Here is a 21,508-nt window from a genome sequence, read left to right as displayed (position 1 = left end):
TTACAAAAAAAATATCAGAATGTCCATTATAGAAAAATTGAAATGGCGTTATGCCACTAAAAAATTTGATACAGGCAAAACGCTAACAAAAGAAAAATTGGAGATATTGAAAGAAGCCTTTAATTTAACGGCATTATCTTATGGTTTACAAACTCTAAAGTTAGTCATTGTAGAAGATAAAGTTGCTAGACAAGGCTTAGTGGAGGTAGCTTATGGTCAACGTCAGGTTGTTGATTCTTCGCATTTATTAGTATTATGTATTCAAACTGAAATTGACGGTAATGATGTAAATAATCATTTTGACACCATTAAAACCATAAGAAATACACCAGATGAAATTTTACAACCATTTAAGGAACAAATGAAATCTACAATAAATGGTATGGATCCTGAAAAAAAGGTAGGTTGGGCAACACGACAAGCTTATATTGCTTTAGGTAATTTAATGACTGTTTGTGCGATAGAAGGCATAGACAGCTGTCCAATGGAAGGCTTTATACCAAAAAAATTAGACGAAAAATTAGGATTGGATACACATGGTTTAAGTTCTGTTTTATTATTACCTGTAGGTTACAGAGCCAGTGATGACATGTTTGCTGGTTTTAAAAAAGTAAGAAAACACTTGTCCGAAACTATTATAGAATTATAAAATAATATGTCTAACAGCATTGACAAACACTTATATTTGTTGATTTTTTAAATTTAATTATTAATTATGCCAGGATTCGAATTATTTAGCGATTTAGAACGTAAAGAAGTAAATGATGTTTTAGACAATGGCGTCTTAATGCGCTATGGGTTTGATGGCATGCGAAAAGGCCATTGGAAAGCGAAAGAACTTGAATCTGAATTGGCGAAAACATTCCAATCCAACCATGTGCAACTAGTGTCAAGTGGAACTGCTGCAGTTTCTGTGGCATTGGCTTCGGCAGGCGTTGGAGCGGGAGATGAAGTGATTATGCCAACATTTACCTTTGTAGCTAGTTTCGAAGCTATTATGATGCTTGGAGCCATTCCTGTTTTAGTGGATATTGATGATACCTTAACTTTAGATCCAAAAGCAGTTGAAGCTGCTATAACCCAAAACACAAAAGCCGTTATGGTCGTACAAATGTGCGGAAGTATGGGAAATATGGAGGCTCTAAGTGAAATTTGTAATAAGCACAATTTAATTTTTGTTGAAGATGCATGCCAAGCCATTGGAGGTACCTACAAAGGAAAACCCTTAGGAAGTATTGCGGATTTAGGTTGTTTTTCATTCGATTTTGTAAAAACAATTACCTGCGGAGAAGGTGGAGCGGTAGTTACTAATAACAAAGACTATTACATCAATGCAGATCATTATAGCGATCATGGCCACGACCATATTGGTAATGATAGAGGTGCAGAAACGCATCCGTTTTTAGGTTATAATTTTAGGATTTCAGAATTACACGCTGCAGTTGGTTTGGCACAAGTGAGACGCTTGCCAGAATTTATTGCGATTCAAAAACGGAATTATACCATTTTAAAAAACGCATTGGCCAGAGTGCCCGGAGTGACCTTTAGAAGGGTTCCAGAAGGAGGAGAAGAAAGTTATGCTTTTCTTAACTTCTTTTTGCCTGACTTAGAATCTGCGCGAAAAATTTCAGCAGCATTTAAAGACAATGCTGTGGATGCCTGTTGGAATTATTATGACAACAATTGGCATTACATTAGAAAATGGGATCATCTTAAAGATTTAAAATCATTGTTCCCTATCTCAGCAGAAGTCAAGGAAGGTTTAGAATATCTTAAAACTAAAAGCTTTGAGCAATCAGATGCTTATATTGGTCGCAATATGTCTTGCTTAATTAAACTATCTTGGACACAAGAAGAAGTGTCGGCACGCGCTCAGAAAATGAGTGATATTATTAAAGATATTATCAAATAGACTGTTTTGAAAATTTCTTAATTACCTGTCACTTCGTAAAAAATAAAAACTTTAACTTAGTTTATCTAACCATTTTTAATTCTACTTTTTAAGGCACTGTTATTAAATCCTTAATAGCAGTTTCAAAAGCATGATGCAGTTAGATCATAAATAATATCAGCTTTTATAATATATGTAACACTTTATGTTACAATAGTTTTAAAGATAATTACTTGTTTTCCATATCATTGTAAGTGAATAACTACTCAATTCTCATAAATGATATGAAATATCTTAGCCTCTTTTTTTTCTTGTTTCTTAGCTCTTATTCTTCTGCACAAAAAGTAGAAATCGTTAAAGCGTTAACTGAAAGAGATTCTATCGCTTACCAAAAACTAAAACAACAATTTGCCAAGTATATTAATTCTGCACCTGATAGTTCTTTAATATATGCTTCTAAAATTAAGAAGTTTAGTTCAGATAGAAATTATGCCATCGGAATTGTGGAGGCACCTTATTTCAAAGCCAATTATTTTAGAAGAATTCAACAATTGGATTCCGCTGTTTTCTACTTTGATGTATCCTCAAAATTAGCTAAATCATATAACTATCCACGTGGAATTGCATTATCTCAGAATGGTCTCTGCCGAATTTATTATTTTTTAGGGCAATCGGAAAACGCCGTGAAGGCTTGTACAGAATGTTTAGATGTAGCTATAGAAATGGATGATTTAATGATCGTTACTGATACTTATACAGCCTTTGGGAATATCTATAGCAGACAGAATAATATGAAAATGGCTATTCATTATTATTTAAAAGCAGATTCAATTCACAGCAAAACGCCACAGCGACCAGACGTCATTGCGGCTACATACCAAAGTTTGGGAACCATCTATGAAGAGCTAAAAGATTACGATACCGCTATTAAGTACTTTACAAAAGCAAATAACGAATTTAAAAAGATCCCTGCCAACGTTACCTTTTATCTAAATACCACAGATTTACATTTAGGAGCAGCTTATTATCACAAAGGGAGGCTAGAATTGGCTGATAGTTTATTACAAAATACCTACACTTATTTTAAAAGTATAAAAGATGAGGGCTATGTTGCTCGAAATAGCACCTATTTGGGGTTAATTAGTTTAAACAAAGATAATTTAGACCAAGCAGAACAGTATTTAACAGAGGGTTTTCAGTTACATAAAGATAAACTGTTTAGTTACGAAACTGCGCTAGCTGCGCATGAACTTGGTAAACTATATATAAGGAAAAAAGAGCCCCAAAAAGCTATTTATTACTTTAATCAATTGCTGTTAAATTACAACGATGACGCTAATACATTGTTGCAACAAGAAACGATAAAGGGGCTTTCTGAAGCTTACGCTCTAAATATGGATTATGCTAATGCCTATAAGACTTTAGAACATTCGTATAACCTCAAAGATTCATTGAATAACAGTCACAATCTTGCCTCTATTAGAGAGATTGATACCAAATATCAAACTGAAAAAAAAGAGCAACAGATTAACTTATTAAAATCCCAAAACGAAACTGTAGAGCAACAAAAAAAGAATCAAAGAAATTTACTTTTGAGTGGTATAGGTATTGTTTCCATCGCAGGATTATTTGTTTATTTTCTTTACAGGAATCGTAAAAAAACCAACACAAAATTAAAAGAGATAGATGCACTGAAAACCAATTTCTTCACTAATATTTCGCATGAGTTCCGCACACCATTAACCCTAATATCTATTCCCATTGACGACATGATAGCGGACGACACAATATCTGATAAAAAACGAAAGCAATTTACCGTTGCCAAACAAAATTCCGAACGTCTCTTAGAACTCGTGAATCAATTATTAGATCTGTCTAAAATAGATGAAGGTCACTTAAAATTGCATATTCAGCAAGGTAATGTACTACAACTTATTTCAGCACTTAGCGAATCCTTTTCTTATTATGCAAAGCAGAAGAATATTACTTATACTATTGGTGTAGAACAAAGTTTAGAAGCAGTTTGGTATGATAAAGATGCGGTAGAGAAAATTACAATTAATTTATTATCCAATGCTTTAAAATATACACCAGAAAATGGTAAGGTTTCGTGTAAAGCTTATATAGAAAACCATAAACTATTTTTAACCGTAAAGAATTCCGGAAAAGGCTTAACACCTTTTGAATTGAATAATATCTTCGAGCGTTTTTACCAAACCAATGAACAAAATCAAGGCTCAGGAATTGGTCTATCCTTGGTGAAGGAATTGGTAGGGTTGCATAATGGAAAAATTGAAGTAAAAAGCAATCCAAATGAAGAAACATCATTTCAACTTCACATTTCCATTGACAAAAAGAGCTTTAAAAACGATACAGTAATCGTTAATTCAAATACTAAAATTGAAAAAGGAATTCCGTTATATACCAACACTTCAATTGAAGAAGATGACGTTTTTAAAGACAGTGACTTACCCATATTGTTAATTGTTGAAGATAATACTGACTTACGGAATTTACTAAAACAATCGTTTGAAGATAGTTACAATGTAATTACTGCGCCTAACGGAAATATTGGTGTAGAATTGGCATTAGAGCACATTCCAGATCTTATCATTTCGGACATTATGATGCCAGAAAAAGATGGTATTACCTTGACGGAAGATTTAAAAACTGATGAGCGTACGGCACATGTTCCGATTATATTATTAACTGCAAAAGCAGAAGTAGAAAGTCAATTTAAAGGTATAGATACAGGTGCAGATGATTATATCACCAAACCTTTTGATAAGAAATTGCTAGCTCTTAAAGTCGAAAAACTAATTGAATCTAGACGACAACTACAATTACGTTACAGCCAAGAATTGGTATTGCTACCAAAAGATATCGCCTTTACCAATTTAGATGAGAAATTTCTTGAAAAAGTACAGACTACCTTAGATAAAAATCTCATTGATCCTTCTTTTAATGTTAAAGAATTTTCAGAAGCAGTTGGTATGAGCCGTATGCAATTGCACAGAAAACTAAAGGCCTTAACGGGACTTTCAACATCTGAGTTTATTCGCTCCCAACGCCTTAAATTAGCTACACAATTCTTAAAAACGTCTGATATCAATATGTCCGAAGTCGGCTATTCTGTTGGTTTTAATGACCATTCTTACTTTGCAAAATGTTTTAAGGAAGTTTACAATTGTAGTCCTAGCGATTACGCTAATAAACATGCACAGAATTATGTAGCTCGCTAATTTATATTCATAATATTGACTTATCTTTAAATTGTCAATTACTGATCTTATGAATTTAAAGTACTTCCTACTTATTTTAATAATGCCACTTTTCTGTTTTGGGCAGAACGAAAAGAATAAAGATGCTTTAAAAAAACATATACAAAAATCTAGGGATTTTTATGATGAAGGTCAACCTGATAGTAGTTATCATTATGCTAAAATTGGTTACAATTTGGCTAAAGAACTCAAAGAAGATTCTTTACAAGTAGAAATTGTAAGTCTATTGAGTGCTTTTGAGCCTGATTTAGAAAAAGGACTGTATTATTTAAAAGAATCTGAATCTCTTGCCATTAAGAATAAGCACTGGAAAAGTTTAGAAGGTATTTATTTTGCGCGAGGTGCACTGTATTACCACAGAACTAAAGATGAAAGTGCATTAGTACATTATTTGAAGCTAGATTCTCTCCTAGAAGTTAGAAATGATGATATATTTCTAGCCGCGATGAATAAAGTGAATATTATCAATGTGCTGTATGATTCGCAAACAGCAAATGATACGAGTTTTTTCCCTCAAATGAATAAACATATCAAAGACGGACTTCAATTGGTAAATGATGGTTTAAAGGTTGGTGAGGACAGCCTTAAATTTTATAATGCTTATTATCTCAATGTGCCAGCTGCGATTTTGTATGAAAAAAAAGCCTATGTGCATGTGCAAAGAAAAGAACCTCAAGAGGCCATTGGCAATTATAAAAAAGCACTTTCAAATACAGGTTATGTGGATTCAAATTTTACTGGGAACGATCTCAGAAAATCTTTAATCTATAACGGATTAGCAAATTTATATGAAAGCGAACAGCAAAAGGATTCTGCAATGTATTATTATAAACAGGAATTAATCGCTATTAATAAAACTACAGACACTCTAAGACAAGCGATTTCTAATTATAAAATCGCTGAGTTTTACAATAATAACAACAATCCCAAAACAGCATTAATACATCTCAACACATCACAGGCTTTAATGGAGAATGCTTATTTTGTTCGAGAAGAACATAAATACAAGATTCAAGAAATTTATGCCAGCGTTTATTACAACCTCGGAAACTATAAAAAAGCGTTTGAAGCATCAGAAAAGGCAAGGCAATATCTTAATGCCATTCAAACAGAGTTTAATAGGGAAAATGTATCTGAGCTTGAAACCAAATACCAAACCGAAAAAAAAGAACAAGAAATCAATTTGCTAAAATCTCAAAAAGAGATTGTAGAACAACAGAAAACGAACCAAAAAAATATACTTTTAAGTGCTATTGCGTTAACCACCATTGCTGGATTATTTCTATTTTTTCTATATCGTAACCGCCAAAAAACAAATACCAAATTAACAGAGTTAGATGCCTTAAAATCAAACTTCTTTACCAATATATCTCATGAGTTCCGGACACCATTGACCTTAATATCCAGTCCTATTGATGAACTTTTGGCAGAGGATTCAATATCAGATAAAAAACGTCAGCAATTTACGGTTGCCAAACAAAATTCTGAACGCCTTATAGAACTTGTCAATCAGTTGTTGGAACTTTCAAAAATTGATGAAGGGCACTTAAAATTGCAATTACAAGAAGGCAATGTACTTCAACTTATCTCGGCTCTAAGCGAATCGTTTAACTATCATGCACAGCAAAAAAACATAACTTATCAGATTGATATTCCACAAGCAAAAGAGGCTGTTTGGTTCGATAAACGTGCAATAGAAAAAATAACGATCAACTTGCTTTCCAATGCTTTAAAATATACACCAGAACATGGCACCGTTTCATGTAAAGCATATATAGAAAACAACAAACTATTTTTTAACGTCAAGAATTCAGGAAAAGGCTTAACACCTTACGAATTGAACAACATCTTCGAACGATTTTACCAAACCAATGAGCAAAACCAAGGGTCTGGTATTGGTCTGTCTTTAGTTAAAGAATTGGTTGCATTACATAAAGGAAATATTGAAGTACAAAGTGTGCCAAATGAAGAGACCATATTTCAAATTAATATATCCATTGATAAAAACAACTTTAAAAATAGTGCTATAATAGTTACGTCGAATACTAAAAGTGAAAACGGAATACCTTTTTATTCAAACACTTCTAATGAAGAAGATGAAAATTTAATAGACAGTGAATTACCAATGTTATTAATTGTTGAAGATAATGATGATTTACGAGATCTACTGAAACAAGCGTTTGAAGATAACTACAATGTTATCACCGCATCTAATGGCAGTATAGGAGTAGAACAAGCATTAGAGCACATTCCTGATTTGATTATTTCAGATAATATGATGCCAGAAAAAGATGGTATGGCATTGACGGAAGATTTAAAGAACGATGAGCGTACGGCACATATACCTATTATATTATTGACCGCAAAAGCAGGAGTAGAAAGTCAGTTTAAGGGTATTGAGACAGGTGCGGACGATTATATCACCAAACCTTTCGATAAAAAATTATTAATTCTAAAAGTTGAAAAGCTCATTGCGTCCAGGAGACAACTGCAATTGCGCTACAGTCAAGAATTGGTATTAATACCTAGTGATATTGCCATTACCAATTTAGACGAAAAATTTCTTAAAAAAGTGGAGACAATTTTAGAGAAAAAACTAATAGAGCCTTCTTTTAATGTTTTGGAATTTTCAGAAGCTGTTGGTATGAGCCGTATGCAACTGCACAGAAAACTAAAAGCCTTAACCGGACTTACAGCTTCAGAATTTATTCGTTCCCAACGACTAAAGCTGGCCGCACAATTATTAAAGTCCTCCGAAATTAACATATCTGGAGTGGGCTATTCTGTCGGATTTAATGACCATTCTTATTTTACCAAATGTTTTAAAGAAGTTTATAATTGCACACCAACTGAGTTTGCAAAACGGAGTTAATCTTTAAAATTCCCCAGTACCGTATATCTATATCACCTCACTTTTTAGGCGGTTTAAATTACCTTTTTACAATTTTGGATGTAGCATTTACTGCACGTACTTCCCATAAATACTAGCATGTTACAATAGTCATAACTTCTGTTACATGCTTCATAGCGTTCTCGTTGTCTTACCTATAGATTTGTATGGTATGAAAAAAAAACGTACAGCCTATCAAGCTGAGATCGATCATATTCCCACCAAAGAAATCCATCTCAATGTTAACTATTTACAGCCTGGTAAGTATGTTCTAAAAATCATGTACAAAAATAAGGTCATTAAGAAAACCACATTTAAAAAATAGAATATGAAGACTCTAATCACACTCGTCGTTGCACTTTTAATTTCAATCTCAAGTTTTGCGCAACAGGGCATTAACTACAAAGCTTTAATTAAGGATAGTAGTGGTAATGTACTTTCTAGCACATATATGACTGTTCAATTTACAGTACACGCAAATGCAGCAACTGGCACTATTGTATATCAAGAAGATCATAATTACACAACAGATAGTAATGGATTGATTGTGCTAAATATTGGTACAGATAATTCTCCAACGGTAGGTGTATTTGCAGATATAGATTGGAGTACAGACCTACATTTTTTACAAACAACAATTACGTATAGTGGAGGAACTATAGAGTTTGATGCCACTGAGTTTATGGCTGTACCTTATGCTAAACATGCAGAAACCGCCGCTAATATTTTTAGTGGCGATTATAATGATTTATCAAACCAACCCACAATAAATTCGCCTTCTGGCTTAGAGCAAATAACACAAAATAGTAATACGGGTTTTCGTTTAATTGATAGAGATCAAAACCGTTACGAACCTATTGGTTATAATGCAGTTGATTTAAGTTTGGTTGATGGTAATGGAACTGAAAGATTTGGAGCGAAAGGAAATTTTTCTGTAGCAATGGGAAGAGAGACTAAAGCTATTGGTTTAAGTTCCATAGCAATGGGCTTTGGAACATTAGCTTTAGGACTTAATTCTACTGCTACTGGTAATTCGACAAACGCTTCTGGTAATAATTCTACAGCAATGGGGAACAGAACAACTGCGAGTTCTTTTGCTGAAACTACTTTAGGCAGCTATAACACTAGCTATACACCAAACAGCACAACAAGTTGGGATGGTGATGATCGTCTATTCGTTGTTGGTAATGGAAGAGGTCCATTAATTACTGGTGATCCTGATAGGAGTGATGCCTTAATCGTATTAAAAAATGGAAAAGTCATTACAGGAGGTGCATTGATCATTCAAAATTCATTTGAAGCTACTTCCTCATGGCGACTTGAAACGCGGCCAAATGGTAGTTTATCGTTATACAGAAACGGAGATTACCGCGGGTTTTTTAGTGAATCAACAGGTAATTATTCATCCATCTCAGACAGACGGACAAAAAAGGACATCACAGCCATAGAAAACGGCACACTCAACAAAGTGATGCAACTCAATCCTGTGAGTTATATCATGAAAGACCAAAAAGACACCAAGCGTAATTTGGGTTTGATATCGCAAGAAGTCCAAGACATCTTTCCAAGTATTACAACTTATGTGGAAGAGTCAGACTTAATCACCTTGTCTTATACAGAACTCATTCCCATTCTTATAAAAGCATTGCAAGAGCAACAGGTTATTATCGAAGCGCAAAAAGCGAAAGATGTTATTCAAGATCAATCCATAGAAGATTTAGTAGTGCGTTTAAATCTTTTAGAATCAAAATCAAACAATTAAAAAATGAAAATATGAAAAAAGAGATAATCACATTAGTCTTCGCCCTTTTTATTGCAATTTCTAGCTATTCACAAGCTATAGGAGTCGGCATTAATTATAAAGCCGTTATAAAGAATAGCAACGGTAATGTAGTTAGTGAACAACCAATTAGCGTTAGGTTTAGTATACTTGATCGTACTGTACCAGCTAATATTATGTATCGAGAAACCCATAATATAACAACTACCTCTAATGGTATTATAGTCCTTGTTATTGGAGAAGGTACAATAGAAAGTGGGTTGTTTTACGGATTGGATTGGGGAGTTGATCTTTACCTATTACAAGTCGATATTGATATTGAGAACGATGGTTCTTACGTGTCCTTAGATCCACAACCATTTCACAAAGTACCTTACGCTTCGTATGCACATGCCGCTTATAGAGCAGAAGTAGCTGAAACTGCTTATAACGTAACAGGTCTAGAAAAAATAACAGAAAGTGGGAATACTGGATGGCGTTTGGTTGATAGAAACCCAACCAACTATGGATCTATAGGAAGTGGCGCCATAGACTTAAGTTATTCAGATAGAAACGCAGCAGAAGAAAGAGGTGCAACAGGTCTTTATTCTACAGCAATAGGGTATAATACAAGGGCTTCTGAGTATAATTCTGTGGCTATTGGAAATTTTGCAAATGCTTCAGACACTAATTCAATTGCAATAGGATCTGGTGCAAGCGCTTCTGGAGGAGGCTCAATAGCACTTGGAAGTTACACATTAGCTTCTGGAAGTTCTTCGACTGCTATGGGAGACAATACGAATGCTTCTGGAACAAATTCAACAGCAATGGGAATTAAGACAACCGCCCAATCCTATGCCGAAATAGCTATAGGCTCATACAATACAAGTTATGTCCCTAGTAATACTTCAAATTGGAATGAGGACGATCGTCTTTTTGTTATTGGAAATGGACAAAGTCCCAGTACAACAAATAACGCCTTAACTATATTAAAAAACGGAAACACAAGTGTTGGAGGAGATAATCCTGAAAGCCTATTGGAAGTAACTCATAAAAATGGTGCACCAATATCAAATTTAAGAAATGCTTTTAGTATTCGTAATTCTGATACTAATCACTCTTGGCAATTCTATACAGCAACTTACCTCAACCTTTATAAAGATGGAATTTTTAAAGGCTCATGGAATTCAAATAGTGGTGCGTATGTCCAAGCCTCAGACAGGCGTGTAAAAAAAGATATCACAGCTTTAGAAAACGGCACGCTCAATAAGGTCATGCAACTCAACCCGGTAAGCTACCTCATGAAAGACCAAACCGATACCAAGCGCAACTTGGGTCTTATCTCACAGGAAGTTAAGGATATTTTTCCGAGTATTACGCACTATGTTAAAGATTCAGATTTACTGGCTTTATCTTATACAGAGCTGATTCCTGTATTAATAAAAGCAATGCAAGAGCAACAAGCCATTATTGAAGGTCAAAACAAGCAAATCGAAGCATTATCAATTGACAATTCATTACTAAAAGAAAAAGATGTTATCCAAGATAAATCTATCGAAGCATTGGTAGGACGTTTAAATCTTTTAGAATCAAAATCAACCCATTAAAAAATAAAATTATGAAATCACAGATTCTCAACTACCAAAACAAATTTTCAGAGATGAGTAATGTACTTATTACAATACTTGCGATTTTTTTGATATCGATTTCAAGTTTTGCGCAACAAGGCATCAACTATAAGGCGGTTATTAAAGATGATAATGGAAATGTTGTTGCCAACCAAGATATCGAAGTCCGTTTTTTTATTCTAAAAAGTGGAGGTGGTTTAGAATACAATGAAGACCACCTTACAACCACAGATGCCAATGGTTTAGTAATTCTTACTATAGGACAAGGGATACCAGGGCAATTTCAGAATTTCACGACCATAGATTGGGGAGAGGACGACTATATATTGAGAGTTGGTATCGACTTGGAGTTAGATAGCAGTTTCGTCTATTTTGATGACATACCATTTAATGCAGTGCCTTACGCACTTTATGCAGAGAACGTAAAAAAACCAAACATTTAAAAGAGAAGGTGATGTAACTTTTGCCGAAAATACAACAGATGATTTCGTTTTCGGCAGCACCCAACTTGACGATACTGGAACTTCATCAGGAGATTCCCGTATGTTTTTTAATACAGGCAAAGGTTCATTCAGGGCAGGCAGAGCGTTGGGCACAGAATGGGATGATGCCAATATTGGCAATCGCTCAGTAGCTTTTGGACTCAACACCATTGCCACCGGTTATTATAGTACAGCTTTAGGAAATAGAACTATTGCCGACTCCTATGCTTCTACAGCAATTGGAACTTATAATGTAGGTGGTGGAAACCCTACTGTATGGGTAGGAACAGATCCGCTTTTTGAAATTGGTAACGGCACCGCAACTATTAATACAGAAACAAGAAACAATGCTTTAACCGTTCTTAAAAACGGAAAAGTAGGTATTGGCTATGATGCGGAAACGCCGACACAAACTTTGGATGTCAGTGGCAAAATAAAAGTAGCCAATGATTTTACGACACCTACACCAGGCACCATCCGTTTTAACGAAACTGCCAATGCTTTTGAAGGGTATATCGCAGAAACAGGCTGGGTGACACTTGGAGCAAAAAAGAGGGAAAAGACTATTGTTATTCCGGCGTCAGAGTTTGTTGCTAGTCTAGTTGGAAACATGAGTGTAGGTTACAGTTCAAATACTGTTTTTTTAACAGGATCTACACCTTCGAATAACTTACCCTATATTTCTGCTCCTCTAGTATTACCTGTTGGATCTAAGTTGATCTCAATTTCCTATGTTTTCGAAGATAATAATCCTTCCAGTGATTTGGCCTTTATTTTTTCAAAATACTGTGGAGATTCAAATCTTACTTTAGAAACTAATACAACTTTAAATGCTCATGTAGCAACTGGTATTCAAAGTACTAATCTTCATAAATATACCTATAATATCAATGAATCTATTCAAATAGGTTGTCAATATGTTATAAGCGCAAGCTCTGGTAATAATTGGGGAAACCCTAGTGCAGGGACAGTAGTAAATCCTAGTGCTCCTCCTGGAGTAAAAGTACACAAAATCTATATAAGGTATGAAGAAGATTAATATACGCATATACTTTGTTGCACTAAACATCCATTCATGACTGAGAAAAATAATTCATTGGAACAATAAATACAAAAATATCATGAAAAAACACATCACACTTATCACAATCATTCTTATGGTAGCCTGTAAATCGGAAACCAAAAAAGATACGACCCAAACCCTTCAAGTTGAACAAAAAGAGCAAGTAAGCAACAATGCAGTGACACCTGAAAACAAACCTGAATCCAACGGCACATTTCTCTGTAAAATAAACGGTAAAGATTGGGCTTACACCAAAGCTTCCGGTATAATAGATACCTATGGAAAAACAAAAAAACATGAGGTAATAATCACGTTTAAAAAGAAACTCGATAAAGGTTCAGAAAGTGTGCAGCTTTTTTACGATGCAGACACCAATAAATTAAAAAAAGTTAGCATTCAATTAAAAGTACCAAAGACCGATGGTAAGACCATGACCGCAATGTATATCTACCATCCTGACACAAATAATGTTCATCCTAATGCGAAAATTTCAGGAACTGTTGATTTATCAAACCCAACAAAAGCCTCAGGTAATGCAGAGGTTTCCGATTTGGATGCGCGATTTAACAAAAATAATATAGCAAACGCCAATGATAAACTAATAACCGTTGAAGGCCTAAACTTTAAAAGTGTAGGCTACTCCAATCTTGATAAAGTGTTTGGTAATGATTCAAATGATTGAAAAACAGATAGGAGATCTGATCTCTAATAAAAGCAATAGCATAAACACTTGAAATTACTTAAGCCTAAAAATTCACATATTATGAAAACAAAAATTTTCTATTCGGTCCTAGTTCTAATATGCCTCAGTGCCAATTTTTTATCGGCACAACCATTTACGCTCGATAAAAATATTAAGCCTATAAAATTAGGATTGACTGAACACCCCAAATACAAAGGAGCAAAGTTTGCAGAAGCAGGCATGACCTTAAAGCAAGACTCTATAAACTATCATTTTGTTAAAGGGCATGACATTTACCAATTGGTTGATATTTTCATTTTTGCGAATGGAACTGCAGCAAATTTAATAGCCGATGTGGTTTATAACACTTGGGGAAATGTTGAAGAAACCCAGCAAACATCTACTATGAAAAATGGAATCATCAACTTTAAAGTGCGGAGCTATCAAGACATTGGTTTTATGGTCCGGTCTGATGAAGCCCATGACATTCCCTATACCATAGTTGTAAATGCAAGCCCTGAATTAATGAATTACTTGGGTTCGCCCTTTGTTAAAGCCACCGATAAAAACATGGGTTCCGATAGTTCAGGGGAAAATTCAGAGGCAAAAACAGAATCATCCCAATCGGCCAACAGTAACCTATGGATTTATATCGTGATAGGCGTGCTGTTATTGGTTGTTGGATTATTGGCAGGAAAACTAATGGGCAGAAAAAAAACCATGCTTTTCATTCTTTTGCCAATGCTGTTTGCTGTTAATCCAAAAGGTTATGGTCAAGATACAGGAGAATTAAATCAAGATGTAGAAGATGGTGTCCGTAGTACGCGAAGAGGTCAAATTGATGCCGGAATAGACGGCTTAAATAGTGCCTTTGGTACTGCAGGTGCCGCGGAAGCATTTTTTAAACAGTATCGAAATTTAGGATCTTGTTTAGGATCGGGCTCGCCACCAGGACAACCAAGAATACCATCATTTTGTGATGGCGAAGAAAGCGAGTGTGCCGATTGTTTCGCGTCTGCACGAGCCGAATTTAATAGATGTAGATATAATTTAGAGCGACTTCAAACCATTTACAACTGTTCCAGGGCATATATTGATGCTGCAGTTGCATTAGGCGATAATGTGTCTGGTTATCATGGCGTTGTAGGTATCGTTTGGCAATCCCAAAAAAGAGGGATTATGAGAAGTATTGAAGACCTGGAAAAATCCTACGATCAAAAGCGTGTTGAAATGCTGCATTCTTTCCATGAAAGTTTATTGATGTTGGACGCTTGTGAGAGAGAACATGGCTTAGTAGATTGGTATGACAGATTTGGCGTCATGTTCTACAATTTTGTTGAAATGAGATATCATCGATAAAAATCCAAACCATGAAAAAATCATTCCTTATTTTAATATTGGTGTTTGTGGCATATTCCTGTGGCGACAGCTCAGATAAATCCAAAACCTCTGGAGCTGATGTGAGTTCCCATTCCAATTCAAACCCTGACGCAGAGACTTCAGCTGATGATATAGATACGCCTTCAGAAAAAACTACTAAATCCGAATTAAACGACCTGTTTAATATGGGTAAAGGGATACTTGAAACTTCAGAAAAAAAAGGTGATGCAGGTTTCCAATTGGATACCCAAATGTTAATCGACATGTTGGTGGAAAGTGGCGTTTCTCGTGAGTCCTTGGAAAAACTGATTAATAATCCAGATAGTCTTAAAGTACTTGCGCAACAAGCAATGAAAGAAAGGGTGGAAGCGCAACAAAATGAACCCATGCTTAAGGGTAGAATTTCCAAAGAACAGTTGACTTCAAAAAAAACACCAACTGGCGTCTCATTGGAAGAAGCCATTTTAATAGTGCAAGCCGAATCAGGTCCTGAAGCGACTATGGCAAAATTAAAAACAATAGATTCATTGGCAGGTACCAATATGATGTCTCAACTGGACCTTACAGAAGCAGGCTACGTGATACGTGATGTAGAACGAAAACACGAAATTCCTGCAACTGTGGAAGAAAACCAAAAAATCATGGCCTATAGGAATAAAGCCCTAAACATGCACAGTGAAAAGGAGTCTAGGGAATTGCTTGAAGAATTTGAAGCTACAGAGAAAGCTATAGCTTCAGGTAAGTTAAAGGCAAGCCCCAGATTTGAGCGTGATATTGAGAATTGGAAAAAAACAGTTAATATTTTCCACAAAGATATCGTTCGTAAATCGGAAGCAGCCAAACGGAAATTCAAACAATTAAATCCAAATCTGTTTTACGGTGATGAGGTAGGTATAAGCTATGTGGGTAATCAGAAAAAAACAGTGTATCTGCCGTTGGGACCATTATCCTTTGCTGACGAAGTTATAACCGTAAACCACCCAAAACTTCTAACGCAAGAGGTGAATAATGTCCTCGGCGAGCCAGATGTTATAGAAACGTATGACGATGCTACTGGTATCTATAGTCTTGGACTTGGAGGCACTCTTACGGTTCGATTTACAGACAATGCTTTAGTGGACGTTAATGGACCCGATTTGTATTTGTTTGAAATTGGGCAATTGGAACCTACAGACCTAGAAATTTCTAAAGATGGTAAAACTTGGATTAAAATAGGAAAGATTGATGGAGGCGTGGCAGAAGTGGATATTGCTCCATTTGTAAAACCGAATGAGCTTTTTTATTACGTACGGTTCAAAGATCTTAAAGAAAAAAGTGCATTACCAGGAGCAGATGTCGATGCCATTGCAGCCATTGGTTCTGCGATGCGATTGAATCTGGACAGTCAAGTGTTATTCGATTCTGGTAAAAGTGAATTAAGACCCCAAGGCATTACTGCTTTAAAAGCATTGGTAAATAGTATCACCGTACTCAAAAAAGGGAAAGTCATCGTTGAAGGTCATACCGACGATATAGGAAGTGATGAAACCAATAATGCCTTGTCTTTAGCACGTGCCAAAAGTGTATCTAAAGCTTTGAGAAACTTAATACCTAGCACCCAATTTAAATGGCAAGAAAAAGGCTATGGAGAATCTCAACCGTTGGTAGAAAATGACTCGGACATAAACAGAGCAAAAAATAGAAGGGTTGAGATTTTGATCTTGCCAAATTAGAAGTAATTATTAAAATTCAAGTTATGAACAGCAAACATTTCATATTAAGTATCATAGCCATTATCATGGTTCAAATGATGCATGGCCAAAAACTAGAGCAAAGCGAAGTAGAACAGTTAAAAGACGTTTTGAATACAACTGTTGCTCCTGATTTTAAAGTGGAATTAAAAAATAATAAGGCCTATTTCAGTTTTGACGAGTTCAATAAAACGCTCGATTTAAGAAACGATTCGGAAATAGCCGAAGATAGCCTCACTCAATTGGAAAAGAAAAACTTATACAAAGGTCCATATCGTGGTTCTGTTTTCTGGAAGTATAATTTTGAAACGGTTACAAACTCTGAAGTTGTATTTAAATCCACTGAATATCAGCAGCTTTTCTGTACCATTTCATTTAAAGTCCAAGACACTATTCTTATAAGAAGTATGCTCAACGCTTATACAAGTTATCACAAAACTTCAGATTCCGCGTCGCATCTTGTGAATTGGACAGGGGATACATACATCAGTCTCTTACTCACACCAACAAAAGTGGGCAACAAAATTAACTTCGAGTTAAAAGGCATTACCATAAGCGGAAAGTTTGAAAGACAAGATAAATATGAATTAACAAAGACTTACACAAAATCATTAAGAGCCATTTTAAAACGTGAATTTAAAAAGCTGTTCGAATCAGAAGACATGTCTCAAAAAGTATCAATTAAAAACTAATTATTATGAAATCAAAGATTCAAGAGTATCAAAAGAAATATTTAAGAACAAGTAAATATACAATAACATTACTCGCCGCACTTTTAATTACAACATTAAGTTTTGCCCAACAAGGCATTAACTACAAAGCACTTCTAAAAGACAATTTAGGAAATGTTTTAGTGAGCCAGTCTGTTGGTGTGCAGTTTCAAATACGTGAAGCCACAGCAAATGGGAGTGCAGTTTATACAGAAACGCATACGCAAGCAACAGACGCTAATGGGATCTTAGTTTTAAACATTGGTACAGGTACTACCAGCGACACATTTAGCGCTATTGATTGGAGTAGCAACGAGCATTGGTTAAATGTACAGATTGACATTACAGGAGGCACTGATTATACGGATTTGAGTACTACCCAATTTATGGCTGTTCCTTATGCTTTAAGTTCAGCAAATTCAGCAACTAAGATAAATCAATTATTAGATGCTAAATCCGATGATGATGGCTCTCAAAACGGATCGTCAGTATTTATTGGAGTTGATTCTGGTTTGGCAGACGACGGTAGCAATAACAGAAACGTTGGTATAGGATTCGAAACTTTAAAAGCCAACACAATTGGCTATAACAATCTTGCCAGCGGCCATTCTGCACTGAAAAATAATACTGAAGGTCACAGCAATGTAGCAAATGGTGCAAATGCGCTTACTTTAAACACCACTGGCTATTCAAATACAGCTATTGGTATTAATACATTATCAGCAAATACCAGCGGCATACAAAATACTGCTTTAGGATACAATTCATTAAGAAATAATACACAAGGATTCGGCAATGTGGCATTGGGAGTTGAAGCCTTATTTTCTAATGCAGAAGGAATTGACAATACTGCCAATGGGTATAGAGCATTATATTCAAATACAAGTGGGATTTGGAATTCTGCACTAGGAAATAGAGCACTTTATTCTAATATAACAGGAAATAACAATACGGCTATTGGACGTTTGGCTTTGTATGATAATATTTCAGGTGATGACAATACTGCAATAGGACGTTCTTCTTTGTATTTAAACACAGAAGGAAATCGCAATACATCTGCTGGTCATTCTGCCTTGTATTCAAATATCACAGGGAATGACAATACCGCAATTGGACGCTCAGCTTTGTTTGCTAATACTTCGGGAGAAAATAACACTTCTATTGGTAGTTATAGTTTATTTACAAATACTACAGGCTCAAACAATACCGCAATGGGACATTCAGCATTGTATTCAAATACCACAGGAGAAAATAATACTGCAATGGGTAATAGTAGCTTGTTAACAAATACTACAGGCTCAAACAATACTACATTAGGTAATTCTGCTTTATACTCTAACACTTCAGGATTCAATAATATAGCAATTGGAATTGATGCCCTATATTTTAACACAATAGGTAATAGTAATACTGCAATTGGTAGTGGGACTTTATATTATAATCTAGATGGTGTAGGCAATACTGCTATGGGCACTGGAGCGTTAGGTGATAATCAAGATGGAACAGGTAATACAGCAATTGGAAATTTATCATTAGATCGAAATAGATCAGGAAACTATAATACCGCATTAGGGGTAAGAGCATTGGATTCTAATAGAAAAGGATTGAATAATACAGCTGTTGGAGCATTTGCATTATCAGATCTTTTTTGTTCCTCTAATTTAATAATACAGAATAATATTGGTATCGGTTATGGTGCTCAAGTACCATCAAATTGTAGCTCTAATCAAGTACGCATTGGTAATACGGCGATAACCTATGCAGGCATCCAAGTTGGTTGGACAGTAACTTCAGACAAGCGTTGGAAAGAAAACATTCGTAAGTTGCCGTATGGTTTAGATATGGTCATGCAATTAGAACCTGTTGATTATACACGAAAAAACAACGAAAATAAAACTAGAGAAATGGGTTTTATTGCTCAAGACTTGGAAGTCTTATTAGCAAAAGTTGGTTATAAAGATCAAGGATTTTTGACTAAAGATGATGACGGATATTTAAGTGTACGTTATAATGATTTTATCGCATTACTTACAAAAGCCCTACAAGAACAACAATCCATTATAGATACTCAAAACTCAAAAATAGACAGGTTCGAAAACCAAATGTCTTCGCTTTCAAAACGATTAGAACATCTTGAAGCTATCAATAATTAAACATAAAATACCATGAAAAATCTCATAACACTTATAGCCATATTTCTACTCGTCGCCTGCAAATCAGAAACCAAAGAAAACAACAGCATAACCGCTAAAAACGAAGCAAAGAAAGATAATGCTAAATCAAGTAATTCTAGTGCAGATTATAGTAGCTTATTTTACGACTATACCTGTGATGTCTCTAGTGCAGACCTTGCCAAAATACTACAAATACCAGCTTCTGATATTAGTGCACAAACAAGTGAATCGCCAAACGAATGTCTTTTTAAAATCAAAGGTTTTGGTGAAGGTCACGATTATACAGGCACAACATGGCGCTTAATGTCAGTTCCGAGTAGTAAAGGACAAAGCAAAAAAGAAATTGAAGGCCTTATAAAAGATAAAGCAGAGTTACCAAGCGGCATACTAATGGGAAGAGATATCGTATTAGCAGATGCTGGCGATTGCTATATCGCATCTCAGCCAAAGCGAGGCAAAGTACGCCTATTAAATGAAAACTATGACAGTTTTATTGTAATCACTTACCAAACCAAAGGTTCAGTAAAGGGTAGAACTGAAGCACAGCATGATCAACTCAATCTAAAAGCAAAGGATTTGGCGAATTATTTGGTTGCAACGCATAAAAAATGACATTTTATCCCATCATGTTACATAAGTCATAACTTCTGTTACAATAGTAATACACTAAAAATGCGATAGTCTATAATTTTACAGGTATCAGAATAAGAAATAATGGAAAACATGTTTACTTATTCTAAAAAAACAAACTAAGTGACATAATCAAACTTTAAAATACTCATATCATGAAAGTAAAATTCACATTAATCATTTTATTAATAGCCTGTATGGGTTATGCCCAAAATGGTATTAATTACAAGGCAATTATTAAGGATGACACTGGTAATGTAGTAGCATTATCGCCTGTTAGTATTCAATTTATAATATATGAAGGGGCTGCACTTAATAATAATGTATATCAAGAAAGCCATACTCTTACTACTGACATCAACGGAATGATCATCGTCAATATTGGAGAAGGCGCAACAGGAGATGATTTCGAAGCAATAATTTGGCTAAATGATGAGCACTTTTTAAATGTACAAGTTAACATTGGGTCTGGATTGGTAGATATGGGAACTTCGATGTTTAAAACTGTGCCTTATGCTTTAGTAGCTAAGGACATAGAAAATACAATTTGGAATACCAATGGTACAAATGCTTTTTATAATGAAGGTAGTATAGGTATTGGGACAAATAACCCATCGGAAAAACTTCATATTGATGGAAACGCAGTCATAGAGGGCACATTAAGATTAGATTCTGGTACTTCAGTAAATTCGATTTCAACAGCAACTAGCTTAGGTAATAGTGACAATACTTTGCCTACTCAGAACGCTGTAAAAACATATGTGGATACAGCAATTGGTGATGCACTATCTGAAAAATCAATTGTGATACCATCCGCAGCATTTGTAGGGAGAAGTGATGCTAACCCTGTACAGTACGGAGGGGGTGTTGTGGGGTATAATGCAGGTTTCGAACAACTTAGGGCTCCGTTTACGCTGCCGGTTGGCGCAACCGTAACGAACATTACCTATTATGCTAGAGATACTGATGGCACAAATAACCTCAATTTTAGAATTATTGGTGCCACTTTAACAGGCTTAAATGCCTCAGGCGGCACATCTACGATATCCACTGATGGTAGTCAGACTTCTATTTTCGAATTATCAGACGATATTAATTTAACCATAAACGCTAATAATTTGTACTACGTCTTTGTAACTGTATCTGGAAGCTGGACTTCCAACATGAAAGTGATAGGGTTAAAGGTAACATACACAGAATAATAAATA

Annotated in this window: 16 protein-coding genes; all 16 read left to right on the top strand. The window is 35.2% G+C overall.

Going from position 1 to position 21,508, the window contains the following annotated elements:
* The first annotated feature begins 19 nt into the window (after positions 1-19).
* Entirely contained in the window at positions 20-649 is a 630-nt protein-coding gene (locus HM987_RS09655) for an NAD(P)H-dependent oxidoreductase (protein ID WP_179007597.1), read from the top strand.
* Between the two features lie 66 nt (positions 650-715).
* A complete protein-coding gene (locus HM987_RS09650) occupies positions 716-1,912 on the top strand; it encodes a DegT/DnrJ/EryC1/StrS family aminotransferase (protein ID WP_179007594.1) in 1,197 nt (398 codons plus the stop codon).
* Between the two features lie 263 nt (positions 1,913-2,175).
* Positions 2,176-5,133, top strand: coding sequence for a response regulator (locus HM987_RS09645; RefSeq protein ID WP_179007592.1), 2,958 nt, complete (start codon positions 2,176-2,178; stop codon positions 5,131-5,133).
* A gap of 49 nt (positions 5,134-5,182) precedes the next feature.
* Positions 5,183-8,044 carry a response regulator gene (locus HM987_RS09640; RefSeq protein WP_179007590.1) on the top strand — a complete coding sequence of 954 codons (2,862 nt, stop codon included), beginning with the start codon at positions 5,183-5,185 and terminating at the stop codon, positions 8,042-8,044.
* A 190-nt stretch (positions 8,045-8,234) separates the two neighbouring features.
* Positions 8,235-8,387 (top strand): hypothetical protein, encoded by a 153-nt coding sequence (locus HM987_RS09635; RefSeq protein ID WP_179007588.1) that lies wholly within the window; start codon positions 8,235-8,237, stop codon positions 8,385-8,387.
* Positions 8,388-8,390: 3 nt separating this feature from the next.
* Complete coding sequence (locus HM987_RS09630) at positions 8,391-9,824, top strand: tail fiber domain-containing protein (protein ID WP_179007586.1); 1,434 nt, start codon at positions 8,391-8,393, stop codon at positions 9,822-9,824.
* A gap of 11 nt (positions 9,825-9,835) precedes the next feature.
* Positions 9,836-11,428 (top strand): tail fiber domain-containing protein, encoded by a 1,593-nt coding sequence (locus HM987_RS09625; protein WP_179007584.1) that lies wholly within the window; start codon positions 9,836-9,838, stop codon positions 11,426-11,428.
* 11 nt (positions 11,429-11,439) lie between these two features.
* The gene (locus HM987_RS09620) at positions 11,440-11,892 is read left to right on the top strand and encodes a hypothetical protein (RefSeq protein WP_179007582.1); all 453 of its coding nucleotides are present in this window, start codon (positions 11,440-11,442) and stop codon (positions 11,890-11,892) included.
* 100 nt (positions 11,893-11,992) lie between these two features.
* The gene (locus HM987_RS09615) at positions 11,993-12,970 is read left to right on the top strand and encodes a hypothetical protein (RefSeq protein WP_179007580.1); all 978 of its coding nucleotides are present in this window, start codon (positions 11,993-11,995) and stop codon (positions 12,968-12,970) included.
* A gap of 82 nt (positions 12,971-13,052) precedes the next feature.
* Entirely contained in the window at positions 13,053-13,676 is a 624-nt protein-coding gene (locus HM987_RS09610) for a hypothetical protein (protein WP_179007579.1), read from the top strand.
* Between the two features lie 81 nt (positions 13,677-13,757).
* Complete coding sequence (locus tag HM987_RS09605) at positions 13,758-15,035, top strand: hypothetical protein (RefSeq protein WP_179007576.1); 1,278 nt, start codon at positions 13,758-13,760, stop codon at positions 15,033-15,035.
* Between the two features lie 11 nt (positions 15,036-15,046).
* The gene (locus tag HM987_RS09600; RefSeq protein WP_179007574.1) at positions 15,047-16,768 is read left to right on the top strand and encodes an OmpA family protein; all 1,722 of its coding nucleotides are present in this window, start codon (positions 15,047-15,049) and stop codon (positions 16,766-16,768) included.
* Between the two features lie 23 nt (positions 16,769-16,791).
* A complete protein-coding gene (locus HM987_RS09595; protein WP_179007570.1) occupies positions 16,792-17,478 on the top strand; it encodes a hypothetical protein in 687 nt (228 codons plus the stop codon).
* Between the two features lie 5 nt (positions 17,479-17,483).
* Positions 17,484-19,649 carry a tail fiber domain-containing protein gene (locus tag HM987_RS09590; RefSeq protein ID WP_179007567.1) on the top strand — a complete coding sequence of 722 codons (2,166 nt, stop codon included), beginning with the start codon at positions 17,484-17,486 and terminating at the stop codon, positions 19,647-19,649.
* A gap of 12 nt (positions 19,650-19,661) precedes the next feature.
* Complete coding sequence (locus HM987_RS09585; protein WP_179007564.1) at positions 19,662-20,282, top strand: hypothetical protein; 621 nt, start codon at positions 19,662-19,664, stop codon at positions 20,280-20,282.
* A gap of 173 nt (positions 20,283-20,455) precedes the next feature.
* Positions 20,456-21,502 carry a hypothetical protein gene (locus HM987_RS09580; protein WP_179007561.1) on the top strand — a complete coding sequence of 349 codons (1,047 nt, stop codon included), beginning with the start codon at positions 20,456-20,458 and terminating at the stop codon, positions 21,500-21,502.
* Positions 21,503-21,508: the final 6 nt, after the last annotated feature.

The sequence above is a fragment of the Winogradskyella forsetii genome (assembly GCF_013394595.1).
In the GTDB taxonomy this organism is placed as follows: domain Bacteria; phylum Bacteroidota; class Bacteroidia; order Flavobacteriales; family Flavobacteriaceae; genus Winogradskyella; species Winogradskyella forsetii.
Note: the sequence above shows the minus strand (reverse complement) of the source record. Positions and strands in the feature narration are given on the sequence as shown.